The organism is Listeria grayi (assembly GCF_900638015.1).
Classification (GTDB): domain Bacteria; phylum Bacillota; class Bacilli; order Lactobacillales; family Listeriaceae; genus Listeria; species Listeria grayi.
In genome coordinates, this window is record NZ_LR134483.1 from 1,264,284 (window position 1) to 1,290,919 (window position 26,636).

30 protein-coding genes and 1 riboswitch are annotated in these 26,636 nt (G+C 40.2%); of the genes, 20 read left to right on the forward strand and 10 right to left on the reverse strand.

Annotated features, from left to right (window positions below; translation table 11 throughout):
• Window positions 1-5: 5 nt before the first annotated feature.
• Window positions 6-2,120: a MucBP domain-containing protein gene (locus EL241_RS06130; RefSeq protein WP_126320421.1), complete on the reverse strand. Its 2,115-nt coding sequence runs from the start codon at window positions 2,118-2,120 to the stop codon at window positions 6-8.
• 351 nt (window positions 2,121-2,471) lie between these two features.
• Here EL241_RS06130 and rimP point away from each other — a divergent pair, with 351 nt between their 5' ends.
• From rimP to pnp, 11 genes are all read left to right on the forward strand, one after another.
• A complete protein-coding gene (gene rimP / locus EL241_RS06135; RefSeq protein WP_003756098.1) occupies window positions 2,472-2,939 on the forward strand; it encodes a ribosome maturation factor RimP in 468 nt (155 codons plus the stop codon).
• Between the two features lie 23 nt (window positions 2,940-2,962).
• On the forward strand, window positions 2,963-4,066 hold the full coding sequence (nusA, locus tag EL241_RS06140; RefSeq protein ID WP_003756096.1) for a transcription termination factor NusA: 1,104 nt from the start codon (window positions 2,963-2,965) through the stop codon (window positions 4,064-4,066).
• A gap of 15 nt (window positions 4,067-4,081) precedes the next feature.
• A complete protein-coding gene (rnpM, locus tag EL241_RS06145) occupies window positions 4,082-4,366 on the forward strand; it encodes an RNase P modulator RnpM (RefSeq protein WP_003756095.1) in 285 nt (94 codons plus the stop codon).
• Complete coding sequence (locus tag EL241_RS06150; RefSeq protein WP_003756093.1) at window positions 4,359-4,658, forward strand: YlxQ family RNA-binding protein; 300 nt, start codon at window positions 4,359-4,361, stop codon at window positions 4,656-4,658. Before rnpM ends, EL241_RS06150 begins: the two co-directional genes overlap by 8 nt.
• A gap of 23 nt (window positions 4,659-4,681) precedes the next feature.
• Window positions 4,682-6,955: a translation initiation factor IF-2 gene (gene infB, locus EL241_RS06155; protein ID WP_036104290.1), complete on the forward strand. Its 2,274-nt coding sequence runs from the start codon at window positions 4,682-4,684 to the stop codon at window positions 6,953-6,955.
• Complete coding sequence (locus EL241_RS06160) at window positions 6,952-7,230, forward strand: DUF503 domain-containing protein (RefSeq protein WP_003756090.1); 279 nt, start codon at window positions 6,952-6,954, stop codon at window positions 7,228-7,230. The genes infB and EL241_RS06160 overlap by 4 nt, the downstream gene beginning before the upstream one ends.
• 15 nt (window positions 7,231-7,245) lie before the next feature.
• Window positions 7,246-7,590, forward strand: a complete 345-nt coding sequence (gene rbfA / locus EL241_RS06165) for a 30S ribosome-binding factor RbfA (protein ID WP_003756088.1) — start codon at window positions 7,246-7,248, stop codon at window positions 7,588-7,590.
• A 75-nt stretch (window positions 7,591-7,665) separates the two neighbouring features.
• On the forward strand, window positions 7,666-8,589 hold the full coding sequence (truB, locus tag EL241_RS06170; RefSeq protein ID WP_126320422.1) for a tRNA pseudouridine(55) synthase TruB: 924 nt from the start codon (window positions 7,666-7,668) through the stop codon (window positions 8,587-8,589).
• A gap of 24 nt (window positions 8,590-8,613) precedes the next feature.
• Window positions 8,614-9,552: a bifunctional riboflavin kinase/FAD synthetase gene (locus EL241_RS06175; protein WP_036104286.1), complete on the forward strand. Its 939-nt coding sequence runs from the start codon at window positions 8,614-8,616 to the stop codon at window positions 9,550-9,552.
• 137 nt (window positions 9,553-9,689) lie between these two features.
• A complete protein-coding gene (rpsO, locus tag EL241_RS06180; protein ID WP_003756084.1) occupies window positions 9,690-9,959 on the forward strand; it encodes a 30S ribosomal protein S15 in 270 nt (89 codons plus the stop codon).
• 223 nt (window positions 9,960-10,182) lie between these two features.
• Entirely contained in the window at window positions 10,183-12,351 is a 2,169-nt protein-coding gene (pnp, locus tag EL241_RS06185) for a polyribonucleotide nucleotidyltransferase (protein WP_126320423.1), read from the forward strand.
• A gap of 127 nt (window positions 12,352-12,478) precedes the next feature.
• Here pnp and EL241_RS06190 read toward each other — a convergent pair whose 3' ends face one another.
• Window positions 12,479-12,979 carry an endolytic transglycosylase MltG gene (locus tag EL241_RS06190; protein ID WP_126320424.1) on the reverse strand — a complete coding sequence of 167 codons (501 nt, stop codon included), beginning with the start codon at window positions 12,977-12,979 and terminating at the stop codon, window positions 12,479-12,481.
• 36 nt (window positions 12,980-13,015) lie between these two features.
• Window positions 13,016-13,375 (reverse strand): hypothetical protein, encoded by a 360-nt coding sequence (locus EL241_RS06195; protein WP_003756077.1) that lies wholly within the window; start codon window positions 13,373-13,375, stop codon window positions 13,016-13,018.
• A 188-nt stretch (window positions 13,376-13,563) separates the two neighbouring features.
• Between EL241_RS06195 and rpmG the strand changes: the two genes are divergently transcribed.
• The 6 genes from rpmG (at window position 13,564) to EL241_RS06225 (ending at window position 18,348) form a co-directional block, all read left to right on the forward strand.
• Window positions 13,564-13,713, forward strand: coding sequence for a 50S ribosomal protein L33 (rpmG, locus tag EL241_RS06200; protein WP_003719608.1), 150 nt, complete (start codon window positions 13,564-13,566; stop codon window positions 13,711-13,713).
• A gap of 46 nt (window positions 13,714-13,759) precedes the next feature.
• On the forward strand, window positions 13,760-14,305 hold the full coding sequence (locus tag EL241_RS06205) for a 5-formyltetrahydrofolate cyclo-ligase (RefSeq protein WP_040486481.1): 546 nt from the start codon (window positions 13,760-13,762) through the stop codon (window positions 14,303-14,305).
• An 80-nt stretch (window positions 14,306-14,385) separates the two neighbouring features.
• A complete protein-coding gene (locus EL241_RS06210; protein ID WP_126320425.1) occupies window positions 14,386-15,924 on the forward strand; it encodes a rhomboid family protein in 1,539 nt (512 codons plus the stop codon).
• A gap of 10 nt (window positions 15,925-15,934) precedes the next feature.
• Entirely contained in the window at window positions 15,935-16,165 is a 231-nt protein-coding gene (locus EL241_RS06215) for a YqgQ family protein (protein WP_036104282.1), read from the forward strand.
• A 4-nt stretch (window positions 16,166-16,169) separates the two neighbouring features.
• Window positions 16,170-17,135 (forward strand): ROK family glucokinase, encoded by a 966-nt coding sequence (locus EL241_RS06220; protein ID WP_036104279.1) that lies wholly within the window; start codon window positions 16,170-16,172, stop codon window positions 17,133-17,135.
• A 109-nt stretch (window positions 17,136-17,244) separates the two neighbouring features.
• Window positions 17,245-18,348, forward strand: a complete 1,104-nt coding sequence (locus EL241_RS06225) for a YqgU-like beta propeller domain-containing protein (protein WP_126320426.1) — start codon at window positions 17,245-17,247, stop codon at window positions 18,346-18,348.
• On the opposite strand, the gene EL241_RS06230 is transcribed toward EL241_RS06225, so the two are convergent.
• Genes EL241_RS06230 through comGA form a run of 7 tightly spaced genes read right to left on the reverse strand, consistent with a single transcriptional unit; the run spans window position 18,349 to window position 22,173 of the window.
• On the reverse strand, window positions 18,349-18,702 hold the full coding sequence (locus EL241_RS06230) for a hypothetical protein (RefSeq protein WP_036104277.1): 354 nt from the start codon (window positions 18,700-18,702) through the stop codon (window positions 18,349-18,351).
• A complete protein-coding gene (gene comGF, locus EL241_RS06235) occupies window positions 18,702-19,169 on the reverse strand; it encodes a competence type IV pilus minor pilin ComGF (protein ID WP_036104274.1) in 468 nt (155 codons plus the stop codon). Before comGF ends, EL241_RS06230 begins: the two co-directional genes overlap by 1 nt.
• Window positions 19,132-19,410: a hypothetical protein gene (locus tag EL241_RS06240; RefSeq protein ID WP_126320427.1), complete on the reverse strand. Its 279-nt coding sequence runs from the start codon at window positions 19,408-19,410 to the stop codon at window positions 19,132-19,134. The genes comGF and EL241_RS06240 overlap by 38 nt, the downstream gene beginning before the upstream one ends.
• Window positions 19,397-19,894, reverse strand: coding sequence for a competence type IV pilus minor pilin ComGD (comGD, locus tag EL241_RS06245; RefSeq protein ID WP_052009091.1), 498 nt, complete (start codon window positions 19,892-19,894; stop codon window positions 19,397-19,399). The genes EL241_RS06240 and comGD overlap by 14 nt, the downstream gene beginning before the upstream one ends.
• Complete coding sequence (comGC, locus tag EL241_RS06250; RefSeq protein ID WP_126320428.1) at window positions 19,821-20,129, reverse strand: competence type IV pilus major pilin ComGC; 309 nt, start codon at window positions 20,127-20,129, stop codon at window positions 19,821-19,823. Before comGC ends, comGD begins: the two co-directional genes overlap by 74 nt.
• Before the next feature lie 12 nt (window positions 20,130-20,141).
• Window positions 20,142-21,173 (reverse strand): competence type IV pilus assembly protein ComGB, encoded by a 1,032-nt coding sequence (gene comGB, locus EL241_RS06255; protein WP_126320429.1) that lies wholly within the window; start codon window positions 21,171-21,173, stop codon window positions 20,142-20,144.
• Window positions 21,157-22,173 carry a competence type IV pilus ATPase ComGA gene (gene comGA, locus EL241_RS06260; protein ID WP_036104262.1) on the reverse strand — a complete coding sequence of 339 codons (1,017 nt, stop codon included), beginning with the start codon at window positions 22,171-22,173 and terminating at the stop codon, window positions 21,157-21,159. Before comGA ends, comGB begins: the two co-directional genes overlap by 17 nt.
• Before the next feature lie 341 nt (window positions 22,174-22,514).
• A riboswitch (glycine riboswitch) is annotated at window positions 22,515-22,605 on the forward strand.
• A gap of 79 nt (window positions 22,606-22,684) precedes the next feature.
• Here comGA and gcvT point away from each other — a divergent pair.
• The 3 genes from gcvT to gcvPB are packed head-to-tail and all read left to right on the forward strand — an operon-like array spanning window position 22,685 to window position 26,597.
• Window positions 22,685-23,779 (forward strand): glycine cleavage system aminomethyltransferase GcvT, encoded by a 1,095-nt coding sequence (gene gcvT / locus EL241_RS06265; RefSeq protein WP_003756052.1) that lies wholly within the window; start codon window positions 22,685-22,687, stop codon window positions 23,777-23,779.
• A gap of 11 nt (window positions 23,780-23,790) precedes the next feature.
• Window positions 23,791-25,137 carry an aminomethyl-transferring glycine dehydrogenase subunit GcvPA gene (gene gcvPA, locus EL241_RS06270; RefSeq protein WP_036104258.1) on the forward strand — a complete coding sequence of 449 codons (1,347 nt, stop codon included), beginning with the start codon at window positions 23,791-23,793 and terminating at the stop codon, window positions 25,135-25,137.
• Window positions 25,134-26,597 carry an aminomethyl-transferring glycine dehydrogenase subunit GcvPB gene (gene gcvPB, locus EL241_RS06275; RefSeq protein ID WP_036104254.1) on the forward strand — a complete coding sequence of 488 codons (1,464 nt, stop codon included), beginning with the start codon at window positions 25,134-25,136 and terminating at the stop codon, window positions 26,595-26,597. The genes gcvPA and gcvPB overlap by 4 nt, the downstream gene beginning before the upstream one ends.
• The last annotated feature ends 39 nt before the right edge of the window (window positions 26,598-26,636 follow it).

Consider the following 26,636-nt stretch of genomic DNA (forward strand, 5'->3'; position numbering starts at 1 on the left):
GAGTTTTACGGTTCTGGTATGAAACCAACATCTGTGGAGAGTGTGTAAGTGATAACAGTATTTGGTTGTGTGACTGTCCCACTAACATTAGTGGGGACTCTACTGCCATTACTTAAACTAAAGATCTCATGACCAGCACTATTTTCATCGTAATAATGTAATTCGTCTACACGATTCCCATTTGGATCCAAGATATAAAATCTTACTTTATCAGGAAGGGTATAGCTGTCACCAATTTTTGTAGGCACAGTTATATCTGGAATCGTGCTATTTTGTAGATGAATGGATTGATCATAATCTAATTGATAACTGTATTGTTCTAGATTTGGATATTCCGCAGAGAGGCTTCCATCGCCAAACGTGGTCAAATCATATGCTTGGTAAGGATTGCCGTTTACATCCGTAAATCTGATCGTAATAGTAGCATCTTCGGCCTCATACACATAAGTGACCGTTTGGGGCTGATCTGTCAATGTGCCAGTTGCATTATTAGGCAATTGAGTTTGGTCTAGCGTATAGCCGTCGATTGCAAGTTTATACTCGGAAGTGGAGGCATCGTAGTTATCTCCGACATTTCCGCTGATAGTTTTAGCATCATGGATCGTATTACCGTCACCGTCAATGTAGCGAATGGTGACATCGCCAGCAGGAACAGGATCTTGCTCATACACATAAGTGACCGTTTGCGGCTGATCTGTCAATGTGCCAGTTGCATTATTAGGCAATTGAGTTTGGTCTAGCGTATAGCCGTCGATTGCAAGTTTATACTCAGAAGTGGAGGCATCGTAGTTATCTCCGACATTTCCACTGATAGTTTTAGCATCATGGATTGTATTGCCGTCGCCGTCGACATAGCGAATGGTGACATCGCCAGCGGGAACAGGATCTTGCTCATACACATAAGTGACCGTTTGCGGCTGATCTGTCAATGTGCCAGTTGCATTAGTAGGCAATTGAGTTTGGTCTAGCGTATAGCCGTCGATTGCAAGTTTATACTCAGAAGTGGAGGCATCATAGTTATCCCCGACATTTCCGCTGATAGTTTTAGCATCATGGATCGTATTACCGTCGCCGTCGACATAGCGAATGGTGACATCGCCGGCAGGAACAGGATCTTGCTCATACACATAAGTGACCGTTTGCGGTTGATCTGTCAAGGTGCCAGTTGTATTAGTTGGTAAACGATCTTGATCCAATGTGTAACCATCAATGATCAATTTGTACTTGGAAGTAGAGACATCAAATCCTTCGCCGATATTTCCTTTCAATGTTTGAGCGGCATGGATTTCTACCCCGTTTTCATCGACATAACGAACGGTGATACCTGCAGCTGTGACTGGGTTCTTTTTGTATACATAAGTAACGGTTTGTGATTTATTTGAAAAAGTACCTGTCGCATTATTTGGCAATTTGTCTACATCCAATGTATAACCATTGATTTTCAATTTATAGGCAGTAGTAGAAGCATCGTATTTCGCTCCGTATTCGCCCTTCAGTGTTTGGGGGTCATGAATATGTTTGCTATTTTCATCCACATAGTTGATCGTAACAGGTGCAGCTAGGTCTTTGTCACTATTAAATATCGGGATATAGCCAACATAATCAAAACCGTTTATTTTTTCTGGTTGCTGGGTGAAGGGTTGATTTTGCGGAACCGATGCGGATGTAGCTGATTTTATAGAGGAAGTTTTCTCTGCATCAGCAACTGGACTGATAAAAAAGAGACTGGAGAAAACAACGAAAGCAAGCAGATAATGGAACCATTTTCGTTTCCGCAATCCAATGAATAAAGCAGAGACGATGAAAACCAAGCTAAAAATAAGCAATGGAAGAGAGCGTGTGCTGTCTCCCGTAGCTGGTAAGAGATGGTGGCCATTTTGATTTGTACCAGCAGTGCTTCCTTGTTTTTGATACACAAGTTGATATGTTTCGTTCTCATGGGTGGCAGAAATCAACGGTTTTTTGGGGATGATCTTGGCTTTTTCTGCTGCCGTCAATTCTGCGTAATCTACATATTCATAGGTGAGATGTGTTGTTGCTGCCGAGGCATGGAGCGTTTGTGAGGTAGAGATACTAAGGAGTGAAAAAAGTAAAATAAAACCAACTAACCATTTTTTCATAGAGACCCTCCTAAACTTTTTTAGGGCTGCACGCCGACCACCTACACATGATAGGAGTAATGGTTAAAGTGTGAGTCATAACGAATGTTAAGAGTAGCCTGATTGCGATCGAAATAATCGATTTCCCTTACAGCATTAATACCCTAAATATTACTTTCATAACAACGAAAATATAAAAATAATACTTTTTGTTTGCAGGAAATAGGCTTGTTTGCTAAAAAGGGAATAGTATGGTACTATAAATATAGAAAAACGTCGATAACTCAGCCAAGCGTGGGCCAAATGCCCACGCTTTCGTTATGCGAATGAGCATAGGAGTGCTTGATGTTATCCCCAGTAAGGAGGCCAGGTATGAGTAAAGTCACCGACCAAGTCGAAGCAATCGTCTTACCGATCACAGAGGAACTAGGTGTAGAGTTAGTAGATATCGCTTATGAAAAAGAAGGTAAAAATTGGTTTCTACGTGTATTTGTAGATAGACCAGGCGGGATCGATATCGATGAATGTGCTGCGGTTAGTGAAAAGCTAAGTGAAAAAATGGACGAACAAGATCCAATCTCGGAGAATTATTTTCTTGAAGTTTCTTCACCAGGAGCGGAACGACCATTGAAAAAAGAAAAAGACTTTGAAAATGCAGTCGGCAAGTATGTTCACGTAACCAGCTATGAACCAATCGACTCACGCAAGATGTGGGAAGGTACGCTGGAAGCTTATGACGGCGAATATCTCACAATTACTGTAAAAGATAAGACGCGCACACTGACATGCAAAGTGCCAAAAGAAAAAGTGGCGAAAGCAAGACTTGCAATTCAATTTTAAAATCGAGATAAGGAGTGGAAAAAATGAGCTCAGAACTTATGGAAGCTCTCTACGTATTAGAAAATGATAAGGGGATTTCGCGCGAGGTTTTAGTAGATGCGATCGAAGCAGCACTTGTATCTGCTTATAAACGCAACTTCGATAAAGCAGAGAACGTTCGTGTCGATTTAAACATGGAAAACGGCTCGATCCGCGTTTTAGCTAGAAAAGACGTTGTCGACCAAGTATTCGATTCCCGCTTAGAAATTTCACCAGAAGAAGCGCAAAAAATCAATCCCGTTTATAATGTCGGGGACGTGGTAGAATTAGAAGTAACGCCGAAAGATTTTGGCCGGATCGCCGCGCAAACGGCAAAACAAGTTGTAACGCAACGTGTTCGCGAAGCAGAACGCGGCATTATCTACGATGAATTCATCGACCGTGAAGACGATATCATGACAGGGATCGTAGAACGTCAAGATTCCCGCTTTATCTATGTAAACTTAGGGAAAATCGAAGCGATCTTATCTCAAAATGAACAAATGCCGAATGAAACATACCGCGCACATGATCGTATCAAGGTTTACTTGACGAAAGTAGAAAAAACAACAAAAGGCCCGCAAATCTTTGTTTCACGTACGCATCCGGGATTATTGAAACGCTTATTTGAAATGGAAGTACCTGAAATTTATGAAGGCTCCGTTGAGATCAAGTCTGTAGCACGAGAAGCAGGGGATCGTTCAAAAATCTCTGTTTATACAGCAAATAAAGAAATCGACCCGGTTGGGGCATGCGTTGGACCAAAAGGTGCACGTGTCCAAGCGATCGTCGATGAACTAAAAGGCGAAAAAATCGACATCGTGGAGTGGTCAGAAGATCCATTCACATTTGTGGCCAATGCACTTAGCCCTTCTAAAGTACTAGATGTTATCGTGAATGAAGCAGATCAAGCGACGACAGTTGTCGTTCCTGATTATCAATTATCGCTTGCAATTGGGAAACGCGGTCAAAATGCTCGTTTAGCAGCAAAATTGACTGGTTGGAAAATCGATATCAAGAGCGAAACTGTTGCTAGAGAACTGGGTATCTTCCCACGCGAAGCTGCTGAAGAATTAGAAGTAGAAGAAGAACCGGAAGAACAAGAATAAAAGGAGAAAATTGTCATGCGAAGTAAAAAAATACCACTTCGGAAGTGTATCGTCACAAATGAACGGTTGCCAAAAGGTGAACTGCTTCGAATCGCATACACAAAAGATGGAGAGCTAACAATCGATCCAACCGGCAAAGCGCCAGGACGAGGTTTTTATATCAAAAAAGATGTAGGAGTCTGTGAAAAGGCGAAAGCAAAAAACAGTGTTTTTCATCAGTTGAGAATTCCTGAACAGCCTGGCTTCTATGATGAACTCATTGAATATGTAAAGAAAATCGCAGGTAACGAAAATGACTAAGAAATTTCTTTCATTACTAGGACTTGCTAATCGAGCTAGAAAACTCACTACTGGTGAGGAGCTAACATTAAAGGCAATCAGAAATGAGCAGGCTAAACTTGTTATCATTTCAGAAGATATATCTGAAAAGACCGAGAAAACAATCCAAAATAAATGTAAGTACTACAATGTGACCTTGCTGAAAGTCGGTACCAGAGAAGAGTTAGGAGGTGCCATTGGCAAAGAGTCGCGCGCTATCATTGCAGTGCTTGATAAAGGATTTGCGAAACAATTAGTCGCATTACTCGGTTGAAATCTATCGCGGAGGTGTAAGACATGAGTAAAGTACGCGTATATGAATATGCAAAAAATAATCAAGTATCTAGCAAGAAAGTAATCGAAACACTTAAAGGTCTAGGTATCGAGGTCGCGAATCATATGTCAATGATCAATGAGAACGCGCTGAGACAGCTGGACAATACGTTTAAACAATCCAATAAACCGACGACATCTGAGAAGAAACAACCAACTACAGAAGCAGGTAAAAGTAAGGGGCAAGACAAACCAAATATGACGAATTCTAAAAATACAGGAACTTCAAAACCAGCAAATAAACCAAGCACGACAACGCCAACAAGCACAAATACGTCACAACGTCCTGCTGCTAAACAAGAAAATAAAAAACCAGCCGGAAACAACAACAATAAATCCAATTTCAACAATAAACGCGGTCAATCCGGTGGTAATCGCAACAACAATTTCCGTAACAAAGGAAAAAACACCAAGAAAAAAGGTAAAGTAAACTACAGTACAGTAGCGCCTACACCGCCAAAACCAAAAGAATTACCAGCAAAGATCGTTTTCAGCGAATCCTTGACTGTTGCTGAACTTGCGAAAAAATTATACCGCGAGCCTTCAGAAATCGTAAAAAAATTATTCATGCTTGGTATCGTAGCGACAATCAATCAAAGTCTGGATAAAGATGCGATCGAACTTATCTGTGCCGATTACGGTGTAGAAGTAGAAGAAGAAATCAAAATCGATATTACCGATCTAGATGTATTCTTTGAAAACGAAAATGAAGAAGTCGATACTTCTAAATTAGTTGAACGTCCACCAGTTGTTACGATCATGGGACACGTTGACCATGGTAAAACGACACTACTGGATTCACTAAGAAATACCAAAGTGACGCTTGGTGAAGCAGGCGGTATCACGCAACATATCGGTGCTTATCAATTAGACGTAAGTGGCAAGAAAATCACTTTCCTTGATACACCAGGACATGCTGCATTTACGGCAATGCGTGCACGTGGTGCGCAAATCACAGACATCACGATCTTAGTCGTGGCTGCCGACGACGGTGTTATGCCACAAACGATCGAAGCGATCAACCATGCGAAAGCAGCTGGGATGCCGATCATCGTTGCAGTCAATAAGATCGATAAACCACAAGCAAATCCAGACCGCGTGATGCAAGAATTAACAGAATATGAATTAGTTCCAGAAGCATGGGGCGGCGATACGATTTTCGCTCCGATCTCTGCAAAATTCGGAGAAGGCTTGGATAACTTGTTAGATATGATCCTGCTTGTATCTGAAGTAGAAGAATTAAAAGCAAACCCAGAACGCCATGCAATCGGCACAGTCATCGAAGCAGAACTCGACAAAGGGAAAGGCCCTGTAGCGACCTTGCTTGTTCAAGACGGTACGCTCAACATCGGGGATCCAATCGTTGTCGGAAATGCTTTCGGACGTGTTCGTGCGATGGTAAATGACTTGGGACGCCGCGTAAAACGTGTTGGTCCAAGCACACCAGTGGAAATCACAGGGCTTAACGAAGTTCCACAAGCCGGCGATCGTTTTGTTGTCTTTGAAGATGAAAAAACAGCCCGCAGTGTTGGGGAAACTCGTGCGAGCCGTGCATTGGTCGCACAACGTTCAGCGACTAACCGCGTAAGCTTGGATAACTTGTTTGAACACATGAAAGCTGGCGAAATGAAGGAAGTCAATGTTATCATCAAAGCGGATGTACAAGGTTCGGTAGAAGCGTTAGCAGCCTCCCTTCGTAAAATCGAAGTAGAAGGTGTCAACGTCAAGATCATTCATACTGCCGTTGGTGCGATCAATGAATCAGACATTACGCTGGCAGCTGCATCGAATGCGATCGTAATCGGGTTCAACGTTCGTCCAACGCCACAAGCACGCGAAGCAGCCAACAGTGAAAGCGTAGATATCCGAACTCACCGCGTTATCTATAAAGCCATCGAAGAAATCGAAGCAGCGATGAAAGGTATGCTTGATCCAGAATTTGAGGAAAAAATCATTGGTCAAGCACTTGTTCGTCAAACTTTCAACGTATCTAAAGTTGGTACGATCGCCGGCTGTTTCGTAACAGACGGAAAAATCACGCGTGACAGCGGCGTTCGCTTGATCCGTGACGGCATCGTCGTTTTTGAAGGCGAGCTATCGACATTAAAACGTTTCAAAGATGATGCCAAAGAAGTAGCAAATGGCTACGAATGTGGGATCACTATCGAGAACTTCAATGATATTAAAGAAGACGATACGATCGAAGCATTTGTAATGGAAGAAATCGAAAGAAAATGATCTATCACGTTGAGGCAGAATTTTTTCTGAGTACCCCTCAAAATTTGAAAGAAAAACGAGCAATTTTACAGCGAATTCTGTCCCGCACGAAGCAGAAATTTAATGCTTCAATCGCGGAGACAGGATTTCAAGATAAATGGCAACGTACAGAAATAAGTTTTGTGATTATTTCTGGCACCTCCACTCAGTCAGAAAAAGAGGCTTACCAGGTACTTGATTTCCTCGATTCTTTCCCGGAATGGGAACGAACAAATACGCATATGGAGCATATATAAACGAGGTGAAAGGTAATGAACGTAAGAGCTAATCGAATAGCTGAACAAATGAAGAAAGAACTTGGGGATATTTTGAACCGCAAACTCAAAGACCCAAGACTTGGATTCGTAACGATCACGGATGTAGAGATCACGGGTGATTTACAGCAAGCAACGATCTACATTTCCGTCTTAGGAGAAGAAAAAGAACGTGAAAACACATTATTAGCTTTGGAAAAAGCACATGGTTTTATTCGTTCCGAGATCGGCAGCCGAATCCGCCTTCGCAAAGTTCCTGAATTGCAGTTTGCACTAGATGGTTCGATCGAATACGGTAATCGTATCGATGAACTGCTACGCGATCTTCATAAAGGGGAATAAAACAACTAAGGATAGAGCAGCACTTGCTCTGTCCTTTCTTTGCGTCATGAATGATCCAGAATGGAGGAAAAGGGTATGGAAGGCATTATCCCCTTGTGGAAAGAGCCGGGAATGACAAGTCATGATTGTGTTTTTCGACTGCGAAAGATACTACACACTAAAAAAGTCGGACACACAGGCACATTGGATCCTGACGTGGCTGGCGTCTTACCGATCTGCATTGGTCGGGCCACCAAGCTGGCAGAATATGTGACAGCAGAAGGAAAAACCTATATCGCCGATGTTTCTATCGGCACAGCAACAACGACAGAAGATGCCTCGGGAGAAATCATTGCAGAAAAGGCCGTCTCCGAGATATCCGCCGAGCAAATAGAAGAAGCGATCCATCAGTTAGAAGGCGAGATTACACAAGTACCACCAATGTATTCTGCGGTTAAAGTGAATGGCAGAAAACTTTATGAATATGCGCGCAAAGGGGAGACGGTGGAACGTCCCACACGCAAAGTACAGATCCACGCCATCAAACGCTTAGACGCCCCGCGATCGATTACAGCGGAAGCGCCTACTTTTACTATTGAGATCAGTTGTGGGAAAGGCACTTATATCCGTACCCTTGCCGTCATGATCGGCGAGATACTTGGCTATCCGGCCCATATGTCTGCCTTAAAAAGAACCCGCAGCGGATACTTTGAAACCGAACACTGCTTTCGACTAGCCGAGATCGAAACAATGATGAAAGCAGAGGATCAGCATTTTCTGCTCCCACTTGAAAAGGGAATCGCAGAAATGCCCCGTATCGAAGTAAATGCAGCCGTTCATAGTGAGATCCTAAACGGCAAAGTGATGCCAGAACGTTTATTCGCTGCGGTTAATAACGAAGCTCGTGTAGCCGTTTTCCATGAAGGAAAGCTCGTGGCGATCTATAAACCACATCCTGAAAAAGCCGCATGTTGGAAACCCGAGAAAGTCATCGAACTACGGCCAGGAAATTTAAATTAAAATAAAGGAATGTGAAAGCAAGCTATGGAAACGATTTATTTGCATGAACCTAATACGATTCAAGTAGAACAAGAACCAAAAGTCATCGCGCTAGGTTTCTTCGACGGTGTGCATCTTGGCCACCAAGCTGTTATTCGTTCCGCAAAAAGTATTGCAGATGCATCAGGGATCAAAACAGCCGTATTGACGTTTGATCCGCATCCTTCTGTTGTACTGAGTAAAAAGCGGAATAAGGCGAAATACCTTACACCAATCGAAGAAAAAGCTCGCAAAGTGGAAGCAATGGGCGTGGATTATTTTTACGTCGTCCGCTTCACTACGAAATTTTCCGAACTCGAACCAAAAGATTTCGTTCAAAAATACTTACTTCCGCTCGGCGCTGTGCATATCGTAGCCGGATTTGACTACACCTACGGCCGCCTTGGAGCCGGAAAAATGGCAGATATGGAAGCTTATGCAGAAAACAAACTGCAAGTTACGATCGTTGATAAGCAAGAAGCAGACAATCAGAAAATCAGTTCGACTGCGATCCGTCAAGCAATTGAAGAAGGCAGCATGGAAGAAGCAAACAAACTGCTAGGCGAACCTTATACAACTAAAGGAACCGTTATTCATGGCGATAAACGCGGTCGCACGATCGGGTTTCCAACGGCAAATATTTTAGTGGAAGAAGACTATCTCATTCCCAAACTAGGCGTTTATGCAGTTAAATTCAAGATCGGCAACGAAACGCATCTTGGCATGGCAAGTATCGGCTATAATATTACATTCAAAGATGATCAATCCTTATCGATCGAAGTCTACATCCTTGATTTCAACCGCGAGATATATGGCGAAGAGGTGGAAATCGAATGGTTCCAATATTTCCGCCCAGAGCTAAAATTTAGCGGGATGGAAGGCTTGATCAAACAATTGGAAAAAGACGAACAAGATACTCGCGAATATTTCCAAAAAAACAAGTAAACAGAGATTAAGACTTGCTTTTAAGCGGCAAATAGTGTATCTTTAAATCTGTACGAAATGAACCTATACTTGGCTGATCTGCGAATCACCAACGCTTAGCTCAGTATATGGGGATAGAATAGAAGGAGGTGGAAAGAATGGCATTAACAAAAGAACGTAAAAACGAAATTATTGCTGAATACCGCGTACACGATACAGACACTGGTTCTCCAGAAGTCCAAATCGCTGTATTAACTGCAGAAATCAATAGTTTGAATGACCACGTTCGTGTACACAAAAAAGATCATCATTCTTACCGCGGATTAATGAAAATGGTAGGTCACCGTCGTAACTTACTTACTTATCTGCGTAAAAAAGATGTTCAACGTTACCGCGAACTTATTGGGCGTTTAGGTTTACGTCGATAAAAACCAACCAAAAGCGGGATGATATGTCCCGCTTTTTTTTAAAATCATCGGAAAGCTGGCACAGGCAGATAAACTTTATCGCATGAATCCAAAAACGTGATCCAAAGCAATTTGACTTAGGTTTTTGGATTTATGTGTGCCTTTGAATGAAGGTGTGCGTGAAGCATATTATGCAAGATAAAGTTTAGACCGTGAGCCATGCGTTTCCTAAAGGAGCGTAAAAATGACAAACGAAAAACAAGTTTTCAGTACAGAATGGGCAGGCCAAAAACTGTCCATCGAAGTAGGACAACTAGCAAAACAAGCAAGCGGCGCAGCACTTGTCCGCTACGGCGACACTGTTGTTTTAACAGCAGCAGTAGGTTCTAAAAAACCAAGACCGGGCGATTTTTTCCCACTTACAGTCAATTATGAAGAAAAAATGTATTCCGTTGGTAAAGTACCAGGCGGATTTTTAAAACGTGAAGGACGTCCAAGCGACAAAGCAACATTGACGGCACGCTTGATCGACCGCCCGATCCGTCCATTATTTGCAGAAGGCTTCCGTAACGAAGTACAAATCACTTCTACAGTTTTCAGTGTGGATCAAGATTGCTCACCAGAAATGGCTGCTATGCTTGGATCATCTATCGCCTTATGCATTTCCGATATTCCATTTGATGGTCCGATCGCAGGCGTTGATGTTGGATTGATTGACGGGAAATACGTGATCAATCCGACCCCAGAACAATTTGAGAAAAGCGATATCAATTTAACAGTTGCCGGAACATACGAAGCAATCAACATGGTAGAAGCTGGTGCAAAAGAAGTTTCCGAAGAAGCAATGCTAGAAGCGATCATGTTTGGACATGAAGAAATCAAACGTCTATGCAAATTCCAAGAAGAAATCGTTCAAGCAGTCGGTAAAGAAAAACGTGAAATCGAACTTTTTGTCAGCGATCCAGAACTTGAAGCAGAAGTCAAAACAGCGAGCGAAGCTAAAATGAAGACTGCTATCAAAACAGAAGAGAAAAAAGCACGCGAAGCAGCAATCGAAGACGTCAAAGAAGAAATTTTAGAAACTTATAAAGCAAAAGAATTAGAGGATGAAGCTGCTGTTCTTGCTGAAGTAGCTCACATCCTTGAAATGATCGAAAAAGACGAGATGCGTCGTTTGATCTCTCAAGACAAAATCCGCCCCGACGGCCGTAAAGTAAATGAAATCAGACCATTATCTTCCGAAACCGGTCTGCTTCCACGTGTCCACGGCTCCGGTCTATTTACTCGCGGACAAACCCAAGCGCTTAGTATTTGTACCTTGGCACCGTTACGCGAACATCAAATCATCGACGGACTCGGTACAGAAGAATATAAACGCTTTATGCACCATTATAACTTCCCGCAATTCAGCGTAGGGGAAACAGGACCAAGACGAGCACCAGGACGTCGTGAGATTGGTCACGGAGCTTTAGGAGAACGCGCACTTCAATACGTTATTCCTTCCGAAGAGGAATTCCCGTATACGATCCGTTTAGTATCCGAAGTATTGGAATCAAACGGTTCAAGCTCGCAAGCAAGTATTTGTGGCTCTACACTGGCAATGATGGACGCAGGTGTTCCGATCAAAGCACCAGTAGCAGGTATCGCAATGGGACTTGTAAAACTTGGTGATGACTATACGATCTTGACAGACATCCAAGGGATGGAAGATCACTTCGGCGACATGGACTTTAAAGTTGCTGGGACAAAAGATGGTATTACCGCCTTGCAAATGGATATCAAAATTGATGGTCTAAGCCGTCAGATCCTGCACGAAGCATTGGAACAAGCAAAAGAAGGTCGTTTGCACATCCTCGAGCATTTAAATGAGACAATCGCCGGCCCTCGTGAAACATTGTCACCATATGCACCGAAAATCGTTACGCTATCTATTAAACCAGAAAAAATCAAAGATGTTATCGGACCAGGTGGTAAACAAATCAATAATATCATTGATGAAACTGGCGTAAAAATCGATATCGAACAAGATGGTACAGTATATGTAGCTTCTCAAGATGAAGAAATGAACAAAAAAGCCATCCAAATCATTGAAGATATCGTCCGCGAAGTAGAAGTAGGCGAAATCTACACCGGTAAAGTCCGCCGTATTGAAAAATTCGGAGCTTTCGTTGAACTCTTCAAAGGGACAGATGGCCTCGTTCACATCTCTGAATTAGCTCACGAACGTGTCGGAAAAGTGGAAGACATCTTGAAACTCGGCGACGAAGTCAAAGTTAAAGTCATTGAAGTCGATCACCAAGGTCGCGTCAATCTTTCCAGAAAAGCATTGATCGAGAAAAAAGAAGGCGAAGAAACAAAATCGGACAGTAAACCATTTACGAAAAAGCCTCCTTATAAAAAAGAATCGAAATAAATGTCAAAAAGCCTGCATGAAACAATTACGCTCATGCAGGCTTTTTATAATGTTTGTTTCGACAATGAAAACCATAATAAAAGCTGCCAACAAACGGAATACTCCGTGCTCATTGGCAGCTTTTCAATTAATTTTTATGCGCTAAGATCTTCGCGATTTTTTCATAACTCATATCACTGGATAGTTTATATTTACCATCGCGAACATATTTTTCATAGTCATTTTTACGCAAGAATTTATCGAAATCCTTAGCACTCTTGATGATTCCTTCACTTTCCAAAACTTCTCCAGCTTTAGAAGAAGGGTCACCTTTGGCAATTCTAAGGGTATATTTTTTCACTTTATTTTTTTCAGCTTGTTCTTTTTTTGCCGCATCTTGCTTTTTAGCATCCGCTTGTTTTTGTTCTTCTTCTTTTTTAGCAGAATCTTCAGCTTGTTTCGTTTTTTCAAGCTCTTGTTTTGCTAATAAATCCGAATACTTTTGTTTCCATTTTTTAACTTCTGTACTATTAGCAGTATCTTTCTTTTGATTGGCTTGCGTATCTGTAGAGAAGAACTGCACATAGACAAACAGTAGCAAAGCAGAAATCAAAAAACCCAATGCTAGCATTTGTAGATTTTTTTTCACGCAAGGATCCTCCTTTTTAATATTTATCTTTTACTATCAATGCCGCAAATATTCTTCTATAATCTCATCTACTTCTTGCTTAGAAAGCTCGGATTGTTCAGCGATTTCAGAAGCAATCACGCCAGAAGTATACAAGGTAATAACTTGTTTTTTTAATAATTCACGAACACTCGGAGTGATTGGCGTCTTATCAGGAATAATTTCTTCTTGTGATTCCAATTTAAGCGCCTTTTCTAAATCAGTTACTCTTTTTCTGAGTTCAAAATTCTCAAACATCCATTGGCCAGCAATTTCATCTATCTTGTCATCTATATGTTTGTTCTCGTTCTTTTGGAAGAATGATAGAATGAAAAAGAGAACAGCTGCTACCAACAAAATAATGATTACGGAAGTCATTTTTATTTACACCTCTCTTCCTTAAACCCTAATACTAGTTATAGCATAAATCAGTAGAAAACGCTATCTGAAATCTAATTTATAAAAAAATTGAAAAGAAAGTTATAGAGTTCTTGCATGAACGCAATAAAAATGATATTATAATACAGGTTGAATAATATATACAGTCAGAGTTGGAGGGGAAAAGCATGCGTGTCAATATCACATTAGAATGCACAGAGTGTGGCGATCGTAATTATATCACTACTAAAAATAAACGTGAAAATCCGGAACGTATTGAACTTAAAAAATATTGTCCAAGATTACGTCGTGTAACATTACACCGCGAAACAAAGTAAGCAACAGGAGAACCAGCCTGTTGTTTTTTTGTAGAAGGAGATAATGATGAGCGAAAAACAAGAAATAAGAAATTCCGTTCTAGAAGAACTGCATAAAATCGACAGGCATCTACATAGAACGCGCAGTTTACATTTAGTCGGGCAACTCTTCGCCACGGAAGAATGGAAAGAAGCACAGACAATTGCAACGACCCTAGCGAGACATCCCGAAATTGCGACAGAAGCTATTATTTTGAAAGCGCTACAAGAAGGAAAACAAATCGTGTTGCCAAGAACATATAACGCCACGAAAGAAATGATTTTTAAAAAATATAGCGAAAATGATGCTTTAGAAAAAAAGAAACTTAGCTTGCTAGAACCACTTGAAACAGCTGAAACAGTCTCCCCAACAGATATTGATCTCGTTGTGGTACCAGGAGTTGTTTTTAACGCCGAAAACTACCGCATTGGTTTTGGTGGGGGATTTTATGACCGTTTTCTGGCAGATTATCAAGGGACCAGCATATCTTTGTGTTTAGATGAGCAATACCATTCTTTTCAACCGGAAGCTCATGATATCCCTGTGACCTTTTTAATAAGAGAAAATCAGTAGATGAAAGTTTACAAGCCTGTTTTTTTTGCGTATAGTATTAATAGGTAAAGTAGCAATAATATAAGAAAGCAGGTAATTTTTTGAGCTTCCAAGATCAATATATTTTTTGGCATCTAACAAATTATTTTTTAACTAGTGAAAATTATCGTTTGATTCATTTACATGAAGAAAGCCAAGAATTATGGTTGGATAATCCTACTAAAAAGACGCGCCCGATTATTAGGATGCAAATGAAAGAGCTGAGCTGGGCAAACGCTGCAAATCGAGATGTTTTTCAAACGCTCCGTATTGCAGACAATATCCGAAAACAATTAGGTAAACCCAAGATCTCATTATTTAATGTATATATTACACCTTTTCCACCACACGGTGATACGGGAGAATTATTTCATACACAAGTGCAATCAAAAAATAAAAAAGTAACTGCTGAAAATATTTTGATAACCCAAGAGAACACCGACCAGCAATTAACTGACTTCGCTGAGAAATTAGGAATACCAAAAGAACAGCTCGCGATTCCTGAAACTATTACAGAAGAAATGGTAGAAGAGGCAAGAACACAAGTTATCAATTATATTACGATGCGTGTTCAAGAGGAACAGCATCAAGCACGGAAAGAGAAGCCTTATGTGACATATACCTTTATCGGCTTACTCGTGCTGATGTTCCTTGTTTTAACATTTACAGGCGGTTCCACTAATTCCTTTAATTTAATCAAATGGGGCGGTAAATTCAATCCTCTGATATATGCTGGAGAGTGGTGGCGGCTTATCACGCCGATGTTTCTTCACAATGGTTGGATGCACATTGCCGCAAATGCAGTAATGCTCTATATCGTTGGACCTTGGGCTGAAAAAATCTATGGGAAATGGCGTTTTGCTCTAATCTTGTTGATCGGCGGTTTTGCAGGGAACCTTGCTAGTTTTGTATTAAATAACCATTTATCGGTTGGCGCAAGTACATCTGTATTCGCAGTTTTTGGAGCCTTGCTTTATTTAGTTGTTTTAAAACCCAACCTTTATGCCAAAACAATTGGTACCAATGTTGCAACACTTGTCGTGGTAAACATTTTGATCGGGTTGTTTTCAGCTGAGATCGATATGATGGGCCATATTGGCGGCTTAGTAGGTGGATTCCTGATCGCCGGCAGTATATCCTTGCCAAATCAATATTTCAACTGGAAGCGGGCGTTATATAGCCTGAGTTCTTTGGTACTGATCGGGCTATTTCTTTATGCAGGCTATCAAAATGGTACAAAGCCATATGATCCAGCCCTGAGCAATGCTGTTATCCAAGACGACCTTAATAAAGGCGAGTATAAGAAAGCAGATAGACTAATTAATACATTGATCAGCAGCAACAGTGCAGATGAATATACGTATGTGTTTGCTGGTGCTATTGCCCAACATGAAAAGAATTCAGAGTCACTCGGGATTTATGCGAAAAAATCCATTGAGCTGAATCCAGAAATGCCAAATAGCCATTACTTGTTGTCGCTCCACTATTTAGAAACAGGTAACCGAAAAGCAGCATTACGCGAAGCAAAACGCGCAAATCAACTTGCTGATAACGATATCTATAAATCCTATTATGAAAGCTTAAAAAATACTGAAAAATGAGGCAATGCCAATGCGAACGGTTTATGATGTAGCTCAATTATTAAAAAAACATGGTATCATCGTTTATCTAGGAAAAAGAGAATATGATATCGAAATGATGGAGTTTGAACTGACAGAACTTTTTAAACATAATATTCTCGATCGAGATCTTTATGGTACAGCACGTGGTATTTTGAAACAAGAATTGTTAAAAGAGAAAAAGCAAAACAATCATATAAAACATTCATTAAAAGGAGAATAGTGGTATGGACAAAAAAATCATTGGAGTCGACTTGGGTGGAACAACAGCTAAAATAGCTATTTTGACAAAAGACGGTGATATCGAAAAGAAATGGACAGTAGATACCAATATCGATAATGGCGGCGAAAATATCGTAAAAAATATTGGGGAAAGCATCAATAAGGCACTTTCTGAAGCTGATATTCCCAAGGATTCCATTTACGGAATCGGGATGGGAACACCTGGAACTGTCAATTATGAAACGGGTACTGTTAAAGGAGCCTATAATCTTGGCTGGGCCGAAGAGCAAAATGTAACAGAAGATTTATCAAAATTAACTGGACTACATGTACTGCTTGATAATGATGCGAATGTGGCGGCGCTGGGTGAACGTTGGAAAGGCGCTGGAGAAGGCGGCGAGAATGTCGTTTTTGTTACATTAGGTACAGGCGTAGGTGGAGGAATCTTTGCTGAAAATCAGATTTTGCATGGTGTTCGTGGTGCTGCTGGTGAAGTAGGTCATATAACAGTGGAAGCCCATAATGGTTACCAATGTACTTGCGGAAAAACGGGTTGCCTAGAAACAGTAGCATCCGCCACAGGAATCGTGCGCGTCGCAAAAGATATGGCCAAAGAATTTGCTGACGATTCTAAACTAAAGCAAAGTATTGAGAGCAAAGAAAAGATTACTTCTAAATTAGTATTTGAATATGCTTCTGAAGGCGATGAATTAGCCAAAAAAGTCATTGATCAAATCTCTTTCTATCTAGGATTAGCTGTTAGCCATATCGGCAACATGTTAAATCCTGAAATGATCGTTATTGGCGGCGGTGTATCTGCTGCTGGCGATGCACTCTTAGGACCAGTTAGAGAATATTATGAAAGCATGGTTTTCCCAACTGTACTTGAGTCGACAAAATTGTCCATCGCAACAAAAGGAAATGATGCCGGCGTTATTGGGGCAGGTTGGCTTGTATTACCTAAAGAATAAAATTTTCAAAAAGCGGTGATAGCGGTACAAGGCTATTGCCGCCTTTTTTTGTTTTATTTCCTCTTCTGACGGGTAAAAAAGAATAGCATCAAAATGGGGGGCGTAAGCAATGAAGAAGAAATGGCTATTACTTACGCTTGTTGTATGCAGTTGTACATTGTTTTTTTTTAGCGGATGTTCCAAGGAAAGAGAGAAACCGAAGCCTTCGTTACCTAAAAAAGAAAAAAGAATACAATCTTTTAAGACGAATAATGTGAACTTTAAGCGAGTTATTGGTTGGTTATCTAATAGCACTGTACTGATACAAACAAGTGAGAAGAATACTACAAAACTATACACGTATCAGCTCTATACGGGAAAACAGGAGCAAATTTATCAAACGAAGAACTTAGTTGCAGATGTTAAAATCAGCCCTGATAAAAGTGCTCTATTGATTTATGATTCTGCTAATAAAGATACGTCTACTATCCGTATTATTGATATTCATAGTAAAAAAGAGATGGCTTCCAAGGAATTAAAACCAACAAACAATACTTTTATTTGGAATGCGGAGTCACCGAACAAAATCTTATTGATAAATTACGACCAAAACTGGGGATTTAAGGCCTTTTTATGGGACTATAATTCTAATCTAACAAAACATATTTATGCAGGGTCGCCTTTTTTAACCTGGTATACGGATAATCTTGTTCTATATAATAGCAAAAAACAACAAGAAGATGAGGGGGACCTATATCTACAAGACATCCGAGATACATCTATCAAAAATTTGATTGCCGAAAATGTGTTGGAATTTGCTAGTAATAAATCGAGCTTGGTCACTGTTAGTAATTTTAGTGATGATAAGCGATTGCTTTATGATTTTAAAAATATTGGTTTTGAAACATTGAGTGAATATAAACCACCTCGTACCTATGACGAGGCAGGGAGTTTTGTTCCTTATTTTGATATCAATTTCACCTCCGATCTTTTCTTGACTTTTACACCCTATGAGAGCGGAAAAATGAAAAATGGATTGGAAGAATATCAATTGGTACAAGTGGATCCTAAGACAGGGAAGCACCGGAAGTTGCTTGACCTAATGGATAATGCTCCTTTATTGTCAAATGAGGATAAGCATCTCGTTTTATATGGGTATGATTATGGGAAAATAATAGATCTGAAGACAAATAAGGTATATCAAATCTTAGAAAAAGATAGCGATAAATTTTAATCAAAAGTGAATAACTTTTTTGTTTTTATCCCAATAAAAGGTTAGATTAACGGACTGTTCTTTTGGGAGTTTCACGATAGCCTGGAAAGTATAATACTGTTCGGTACTATCTTCTAGCTGACATCGGATAATATTTTTGGCATACTCTACAGTGAAATTTGTGGTGCCAGTGGAAAGCTGTTTTTGATGGTTTTCTAAACCAAGTCGTAAATGGCTTTTTGCTTGGTACTGTTTTTGGATTATTTTCTCGGTGCGATATTGAATTTGAAATAGTTGAGCAGTGCCCTGAAAAGCAATTAGCAATAGAAGAAGTAAAAAGAGCGTTAGTGGCAAAGAAAAACCATTTACTTTCATTAGCTTCCGCCCTTTCTTATTGGAGTGTGATAGCGTGTCAATCGTTCCTTTCCGTTAGCCATGGTGATTTTTAAGAGTAAATAATTATCAATATGTTGAAAATAGATGGCTTGCACATCCAGCAACAAAGGTTCATGGCCTTTTCCTTCTGATTGCTTGCGAAATGTCGTTTTGTGTAAATTATATTGAATAATTTTATTATCAGGCTGCGTAATGAATAATTGATTGTCTTTCACTTCGATCTTTTTATGAAACTGCATGTCTTTTTGAGATTGTTGCAAAAATAATTCCCATTGAGCAGTTAGATCTAATTCTGATTGTTGTACGACCCGTTCGAATAGATGGTGAATAAGCGGATAGAAAGATAGTAACAGAGCTGTGATCAAAAGAGCAAGTAGTGCTTCGAGAAAGGTGAAGCCATTTGCTTTTTTATTTTGTACAGATTTTCTTAGTGGGTGTTGCTGCACAAAGCACCAGCTCCTTTTCTATTTGTTCGCTAGTGATTTGCAGTTCTACCGACTTAAATGATTTTTGAGGGAGCAGTAAACTATGCTCGTATAACTGCTGATAGAGATAAGTGCTTTGTTTTTGATCGCTGATCTTATTAACGGTATGGATGGAGAAAGATAGGAATAGTGTTAAAAAGGTTGTTAGTAAGAAAAGAGAGAATAAACTTTCCAAAAGTAAGAAACCATTATTTTTCTTCAATTCTAAATCGTCCTTTCCCGATCTGAAAGATAAAGCGATATTCCCGATTATGGCCGTGAAGCTTTATGCTACCAAACTTGTTGATATTTCCATTTTGACCAGAGAACTTCATAGAAACAGCATTATTGGTAGTGAGTTTTAAGTGTGGGGACAGGGCGATAGTGTTTAAAGTGGTTTGTTTGCCTGAGGCAGAAAAACAATTTGCTTTATTATCAAAGATTATGGTTGCATCTTCCTTTGAAGAAAGCGCGTAAAGTTGCGTATAAATGATAGTGCTCCGGATCTCGCTGATTAATTCTTTTTCTGCCAATCTTCCCAGTAAATCTGCGGCAGGAAAAAAGGAACAAATAAAAATGATACTTACTACTGCTAAAACAAGCAAAGTTTCTATTAGAGTAAAACCATTCTTATTAAGAGGCTGTCGACACGCGGCCGTCTTTGTCAATGATGATATTGTTCCCGTTAGGACATGTTTGTTGTTCATCCTTAATGTATCCTCCTTGTACAAGTTCGCTGAGAGAGGGAACTCTATTTTTTTCTAGCTTATAGGTCTGTACTTGCCCCTCCAACATAGTAACTAATGCTTTGCAGCCTTTATTATTGATCGATTTACTTTGGTTAACGATATTTGGAAGCATTAATAAAAGAAGAACACTTACAACTAACAGAACAATCAGCATCTCCACTAGCGTAAAACCATTTATTTTTTTATGTTTCATTGTATCACTCCTCTAAAGTTGATCTACTAAGCTGAACATTGGAAAAAGAATTGCCAAATAAGTTAGAACAATGAATGTTCCTATCAGTAAAAATATGCTCGGTTGGATGTATGTGAAAAGGCGTTCTAGTCGGCGAGTGCTATTTTCTTGACTGTGCTTATAATAAAATAATAATTCTTCTGCAAGTTTCCCATTAGTTTCGCCATGCTGAATGATATAGATCAGTTCTTTTTCGAAAAATAAAAATTGACTGCACACAATATGAATCGGAACACCGGAATCAAGCGCTTTTTTTAACGACTGCGATAATTGCTGTAGAAATAGTGGGGAATGGGTTTCTGTAAAAACAGCTAGGATATCATGAAGTGATAATCCGCATTTGCTCAAGTAGCCGATTTCTCTTGCGAATATTTGGGAATGCTGTGCTTGAATAAAGCGTTTCAATATAGGTATGTGTGATAAGAGAGTGATTTTGTCTAAATAACTTTTTCGTTTTTGTTGAAAAAATAAAAATGTAATCAGTAATGCGGATATAAACATGATAACTCCAATTAGAAGTGGCAGTTTTTCTAATAAAAAATAGAGGAGAGAAGTTGTAGCTGTATCCTGCTTTTGAAGTTGATTAAAAAGCAGGTCGAATTTTGGCAGCAAGAATAAGCGTAAAAGAATAAAGACAGTGGAGAGCGTCACGCAAAGAATCACAGGATATTGAAATGTTTTTCTAAGCTTCTTTAATTCATCCGCTTTTCTGAGCATATGCTCACCAGTTTCGCGCAATGTAGTGATAAAGTAGCCGTGCCGATTAGAATAAAAAATCTGTGCACAAATAAAGTCAGGGAACGAGGCGTTTTTCAATGAAACAGCAAATTCCTTGCCAGCTCGCAATTCCGCGATTATATATTGAAATCGTGCTCTTTCTTTTGGTAAAGTTATACTCAAAAAACTGATTGCTGTTTCTAATGGCAGTCCTTGTTCCAATAATTTGGCTATCCGAATCAAGAAATCTCCACCTGTTTTCCAGCTGATTTTACGAAAGATAGCCATATGTAACTCCCTTCTGGTAGGTGAATTTTAGAGAACCTTGCTCATATTGCTGAAATCCATTTCCAATGAAGTCTTGGATTTCTTTGTTCGTTAAGCATTCATAGAGGACGGTTTGTTTATTTGGATAGTGATTACAAAGGCGATGACACTTTCCATTACAAAGTGGACAAAAAAGAGCGTATATCTTTTGATAGCTTACTCCTAATAAGACCTGCCCGATTTCTTGTTGCGTGATACCTAGCTCTAAGAGACGTAGAATAATTCCGTAACGATTATTAGCATGGAGCGTGGTAATAACAAGTTGCCCAGTCAAAGCGGCACGAAAAGCCATTCTTGCGGTATTTAAATCTCTTATCTCTCCTATTATCAATAAGTCGGGATCGTGTCTTAATGTTGCTTTAATGGCAGTTTCGTAATTTAAACCGGTTTTCTCATTGGTATTTATCTGCAAGTAACCCGGACAAAATTGTTCCACAGGATCTTCAATCGTAATAACTTTTGTAGATTTTTTATCAGAAACAATCTGACGGATAAGGCTATACATTGATGTAGTCTTTCCGCTTCCTGTGCTCCCGGCAAATATATACAAGCCAACTTTATCAGTGCATAGTGTTGAAATGAGATTGGGCTGATGCGCAAAAATGGAAGAATTTCCGAAAGAAATGGCTTTTTTGTGGGTGAAAATCCGCATAACTGCCGACTCATAGAAACGATAGTCTGGAATGATTGAGATCCGCAACGATACTTCTTGTTCTGCTAACTGCATTTTATATATTCCGGTTTGAGGAAGTTTTGCTTCCCCAATCTCCATACCGGATTGGAATTTAAAATGAGCAATCAACTGCTTGGCATCTGGTTTAGATAGGGTCACTAGCGTAGTAAGCTCACCGTGTATTCGTAATTGTACGGAATAGCGTTGACCATTTAATTGGAGATGGATATCACTTGCCTGGTAGGCGAGCGCTGCTTGAATAATAAAGGTAATTAATTCTTCCCACATAATCATGCCTCCTTGCTTATTATTTTCTCCTTTGATAGCGAAATTCCTTTTTGAATAAAACCAAGATATTATGTTGATTTATTTAGGAGAGACTCGTTTTATCGGGATATGCTTTTAAAAAACAAAAGTAAAGTTGAAAAAACAGAAAATAAAAATAAAAAAGTTTTAAAAAGCATTTAATTTTAAACCGTACGATATATTCATAAAATGCCAATTAAACCCCTTACAAAGCGAACCAAATGCCAGAAAAAAGCGATAAAATAGGTATGAGGAAACAATTGCCGAACGATGCGAGACGTGGTACTCTATATTTAGAGGCGAAACATACTACATATTGGCGGATGAAGATAATCAGAGAGACTGTTTGTAACAGCGCCGACGGGGAAAGCACGATAGTGTGAAACTCTCAGGCAAAAGGATGATTATTGGACGCGACTCTGGAGGTTTTCGACAGGGCTTATTTTCTATACATAAGCCTTTTTCTTATGGAAACTTTTAGGGGGGATCATGAATGAGTGAGCGCAAACAAACACCGTTATTTCCTATTTATGCGAAATACGGGGGGAAAACAATTGATTTCGGCGGATGGGATCTGCCAGTCCAATTTACAAGCATCAAAGACGAACATTTAGCTGTGAGAAATGAAGTAGGACTTTTTGATGTTTCTCATATGGGAGAGATCGAGATTTCAGGAGAAAAAAGTGTTGCTTTTTTACAGCATTTATTGACAAACAATATTGAAAAATTAGCAATAGGGAGAGCGCAGTATACGATTATGTGTTATCCCGATGGCGGGACAGTGGACGATCTCGTTGTCTATCGTCTTGCAGAAGATAAGTTCTTAGCAGTTGTGAATGCAGCCAACATTTCGAAAGATTGGGAATGGATGATTGGGAATAACGGAATTGGCGCTGAGTTAAAAAACCGGTCTGGGGAAATCTCTCAACTGGCATTACAAGGACCAAAAGCGGCGGAACTATTGCAAAAAGAAGTATCTATTGACATCGCTAAGATCCCATTCTTTGGTTTTCAAGAAAATGTAGAGTTATTCGGCTGTCAAGTACTGCTTTCTAAAAGTGGATATACAGGCGAGGATGGCTTTGAGATCTATTTGAATAATGAAGATGCGATTTCTGTTTGGGAAGCACTTGTTGCGAAAGGAGCAAAACCGATTGGTCTTGGTGCGCGTGACACCCTTCGTTTAGAAGCAGTTTTGGCGCTATATGGCCAAGAACTATCGCAAAACATTTCACCACTAGAAGCAGGGCTCTCCTTTGCTGTAAAATTGCAGAAAGAAGCAGACTTTATTGGTAAAGAAGCCTTAATAAAACAAAAAAATGACGGCTTAAAGCGTAAATCAGTCGGGATCGAAATGATTGATCGGGGGATCGCACGCCATGGCTATCCAGTTTATGATGCAGCTGGTGAAAAAGAAATAGGTGAGATTACTTCTGGGGGACCATCTCCTAGCTTAGATAAAAATATTGCCCTAGCATTGATTGAAAGCGACTATGCACAAGAAGGCGAAGAATTAGTGATAGGAATACGTGCTAAAAAATTGAAGGCGAAAATCATACCAACGCCATTTTATAAGCGTTCAAAATAAGGGGGATAAAAATGAGTGTACATCGTTATTTACCAATGACTGAAGCGGATCAAAAAGAGATGATGGCAACGATCGGTATTGATTCGATAGAGGAATTATTTGCGGATATTCCGAGTTCCATCCGCTTCGATCGCGAATTTGATTTGCGGCCGGCTAAATCAGAACCGGCGTTATTAAAAGAATTGACGAAATTAGCTGCTAAAAATGTAAACACGATGGAGGCGACATCGTTTTTAGGTGCGGGTGTCTATAATCACTATATCCCAACGATAGTTGATCATGTGATTTCAAGATCCGAGTTTTATACGGCTTATACTCCTTATCAACCAGAGATCTCGCAAGGTGAATTACAGGCGATTTTTGAGTTTCAAACGATGATTGCAGAATTGACAGGTATGGATTTAGCAAATTCTTCTATGTATGATGGCGGAACAGCACTGGCAGAAGCGGCTATGCTGGCAGCAGGGCATACCAAGCGGAACAAGATATTAGTTGCCGCTACCCTACATCCTGAAACTAAAAACGTCATTAAGACCTATGCGAAAGGCCAGCACATCCGTGTTGAGGAAATACCTGAAAAAGACGGACTTACAGATATAAGTGCCCTTGAGTCAGCAATATCTGACGAAGTAGCAGGGGTAGTTTTGGGGTATCCTAATTTTTATGGACAGATCGAACCGTTAGCAAAAGTGGAAAAAATTATCCATGCAAACAAAAGCCTCTTTATCGTAGCTTCCAACCCGCTGGCTTTAGGGATTTTGACGCCTCCAGGAGCATTAGGTGCTGATATTGTAGCAGGAGACACGCAGGTGTTCGGTATCCCTGAATCCTTTGGTGGACCACATTGTGGTTATTTTGCAGTTACTTCCAAACTGATGCGCAAGGTACCTGGCAGATTAGTAGGTGAAACAGTAGATGAAAATGGGAAAAGGGGGTATGTGCTGACGTTACAGGCTCGGGAACAACATATCCGTAGAGATAAAGCAACTTCCAATATCTGCTCCAATCAGGCTTTAAACGCACTTGCTTCCTCCGTAGCAATGGTAGCATTAGGTAAAAGTGGTTTACAGCAAATGGCGAAGCAAAATCTGGATAAAGCGCATTATGCAAAAAATAAATTCAAAGAAAGCGGTTTTGAGGTTTTATTTGCTGATAGCTTTTTCAATGAGTTTGTGGTTCGACTGGCAAAACCGATTTCTGAGATCAATAAAGAACTCGTTCACCACGATATTATTGGTGGCTATGATTTAGGCCGCGACAATGCCAAATATGATCATCATATGCTAGTTGCAGTGACCGAAATGCGTACAAAAGAAGAAATAGATGAATTTGTGGCTAGTTTGGAGGGGTTCAAATGAATAAAGAAGAAGTAATGCCATTAGTATTTGAACGTTCTGTTGCAGGACGAATCGGGTTTAGTTTGCCGGAAAGTGATGTCCCAGAGATCGACCTGAGTAGTGTGGTCGATGCGGCTTATATTCGCAATGAACCTGCAGACTTGCCAGAACTTAGCGAGCTCGATATCATGAGACATTATACGAATCTTTCCAATCATAATTTTGGGGTGGACTCAGGCTTTTATCCGCTAGGCTCCTGTACCATGAAATACAACCCGAAAATCAATGAGAAAGTGGCACGTTTTCCTGGATTTGCACACATTCATCCTCATCAGCCTGAAGAAACAGTCCAAGGTGCCATGGAATTGATGTTTGATCTACAAACAAGCCTGAGAGAAATAACGGGAATGGATGAAGTGACCTTGCAGCCCGCTGCCGGAGCACATGGAGAATGGACGGGATTAATGCTGATCCGAGCATTTCATGAAGCTAACGAAGACACCAAACGAACAAAGGTGATCATTCCGGATTCGGCACATGGAACTAATCCAGCCTCCGCAACCGTGGCAGGATTTGAAGTTGTAACAGTGAAATCAAATGAAAAAGGACTAGTAGATGTAGAAGATTTGAAACAAGTGGTGGGTGAAGACACTGCAGCACTCATGTTGACCAACCCAAATACGTTAGGGTTGTTTGAAAAGGACATAGTAGAAATCGCAAAAATCGTTCATGAAGCTGGCGGAAAGCTATATTATGATGGCGCTAATCTGAATGCGATCATGGCGAAAGTTCGTCCTGGGGATATGGGATTTGATGTTGTCCATTTGAATCTGCATAAAACCTTTACTGGACCACACGGAGGTGGGGGACCAGGTTCTGGACCGATTGGCGTGAAAAAGGATTTACTACCGTTTTTGCCGACTCCGGTATTGAAACAAACCGATATAGGTTATACCTTTGATTATAATTACCCGCAATCCATTGGAAGAGTTAAGCCGTTCTATGGTAATTTTGGGATCAATGTGCGTGCTTATACGTATATTCGTTCCATGGGACCGGATGGATTGAAGAAAGTCACTGAGTATGCGGTGCTGAATGCGAATTACATGATGAGACGCTTAGAAGAAGCTTATGACTTGCCGTTTAATCAGATCTGTAAACATGAGTTTGTGCTTAGCGGAAACAGACAAAAAGAGCTTGGCGTGCGAACGGTTGATATTGCCAAGCGCTTATTAGATCATAATTTCCATCCGCCAACGGTTTATTTCCCGCTGATCGTCGGAGAGGCGATCATGATCGAGCCAACAGAAACTGAGTCGAAAGAAACACTCGATCGTTTTATCGAAACGATGCTCAAGATAGCGAGAGAAGCGGAAGAGAATCCGGAAATCGTCCAAGATGCGCCATACGATACTTATGTCAAACGGCTAGATGAGACGAGGGCGGCGCGAAAACCGGTTTTACGTTATCAAAAATCTTAAAAGGGTATAAAAAACACCAGCTGATTAAGCTGGTGTTTG

What these genes read in the sequence shown, in the direction of transcription:
- gcvPB (WP_036104254.1), top strand. Translation starts at nt 25,134, where the DNA reads ATGAATAAAGAAGAAGTAATGCCATTAGTATTTGAACGTTCTGTTGCA.
- EL241_RS06160 (WP_003756090.1), top strand. Translation starts at nt 6,952, where the DNA reads ATGATCTATCACGTTGAGGCAGAATTTTTTCTGAGTACCCCTCAAAAT.
- gcvPA (WP_036104258.1), top strand. Translation starts at nt 23,791, where the DNA reads ATGAGTGTACATCGTTATTTACCAATGACTGAAGCGGATCAAAAAGAG.
- EL241_RS06150 (WP_003756093.1), top strand. Translation starts at nt 4,359, where the DNA reads ATGACTAAGAAATTTCTTTCATTACTAGGACTTGCTAATCGAGCTAGA.
- rimP (WP_003756098.1), top strand. Translation starts at nt 2,472, where the DNA reads ATGAGTAAAGTCACCGACCAAGTCGAAGCAATCGTCTTACCGATCACA.
- comGD (WP_052009091.1), bottom strand. Translation starts at nt 19,894, where the DNA reads ATGAACAACAAACATGTCCTAACGGGAACAATATCATCATTGACAAAG.
- nusA (WP_003756096.1), top strand. Translation starts at nt 2,963, where the DNA reads ATGAGCTCAGAACTTATGGAAGCTCTCTACGTATTAGAAAATGATAAG.
- EL241_RS06205 (WP_040486481.1), top strand. Translation starts at nt 13,760, where the DNA reads ATGAGCGAAAAACAAGAAATAAGAAATTCCGTTCTAGAAGAACTGCAT.
- gcvT (WP_003756052.1), top strand. Translation starts at nt 22,685, where the DNA reads ATGAGTGAGCGCAAACAAACACCGTTATTTCCTATTTATGCGAAATAC.
- comGC (WP_126320428.1), bottom strand. Translation starts at nt 20,129, where the DNA reads ATGAAACATAAAAAAATAAATGGTTTTACGCTAGTGGAGATGCTGATT.
- rpmG (WP_003719608.1), top strand. Translation starts at nt 13,564, where the DNA reads ATGCGTGTCAATATCACATTAGAATGCACAGAGTGTGGCGATCGTAAT.
- EL241_RS06175 (WP_036104286.1), top strand. Translation starts at nt 8,614, where the DNA reads ATGGAAACGATTTATTTGCATGAACCTAATACGATTCAAGTAGAACAA.
- EL241_RS06195 (WP_003756077.1), bottom strand. Translation starts at nt 13,375, where the DNA reads ATGACTTCCGTAATCATTATTTTGTTGGTAGCAGCTGTTCTCTTTTTC.
- EL241_RS06225 (WP_126320426.1), top strand. Translation starts at nt 17,245, where the DNA reads ATGAAGAAGAAATGGCTATTACTTACGCTTGTTGTATGCAGTTGTACA.
- EL241_RS06220 (WP_036104279.1), top strand. Translation starts at nt 16,170, where the DNA reads ATGGACAAAAAAATCATTGGAGTCGACTTGGGTGGAACAACAGCTAAA.
- rnpM (WP_003756095.1), top strand. Translation starts at nt 4,082, where the DNA reads ATGCGAAGTAAAAAAATACCACTTCGGAAGTGTATCGTCACAAATGAA.
- comGA (WP_036104262.1), bottom strand. Translation starts at nt 22,173, where the DNA reads ATGTGGGAAGAATTAATTACCTTTATTATTCAAGCAGCGCTCGCCTAC.
- infB (WP_036104290.1), top strand. Translation starts at nt 4,682, where the DNA reads ATGAGTAAAGTACGCGTATATGAATATGCAAAAAATAATCAAGTATCT.
- rbfA (WP_003756088.1), top strand. Translation starts at nt 7,246, where the DNA reads ATGAACGTAAGAGCTAATCGAATAGCTGAACAAATGAAGAAAGAACTT.
- truB (WP_126320422.1), top strand. Translation starts at nt 7,666, where the DNA reads ATGGAAGGCATTATCCCCTTGTGGAAAGAGCCGGGAATGACAAGTCAT.
- comGB (WP_126320429.1), bottom strand. Translation starts at nt 21,173, where the DNA reads ATGGCTATCTTTCGTAAAATCAGCTGGAAAACAGGTGGAGATTTCTTG.
- rpsO (WP_003756084.1), top strand. Translation starts at nt 9,690, where the DNA reads ATGGCATTAACAAAAGAACGTAAAAACGAAATTATTGCTGAATACCGC.
- EL241_RS06230 (WP_036104277.1), bottom strand. Translation starts at nt 18,702, where the DNA reads ATGAAAGTAAATGGTTTTTCTTTGCCACTAACGCTCTTTTTACTTCTT.
- EL241_RS06130 (WP_126320421.1), bottom strand. Translation starts at nt 2,120, where the DNA reads ATGAAAAAATGGTTAGTTGGTTTTATTTTACTTTTTTCACTCCTTAGT.
- EL241_RS06215 (WP_036104282.1), top strand. Translation starts at nt 15,935, where the DNA reads ATGCGAACGGTTTATGATGTAGCTCAATTATTAAAAAAACATGGTATC.
- pnp (WP_126320423.1), top strand. Translation starts at nt 10,183, where the DNA reads ATGACAAACGAAAAACAAGTTTTCAGTACAGAATGGGCAGGCCAAAAA.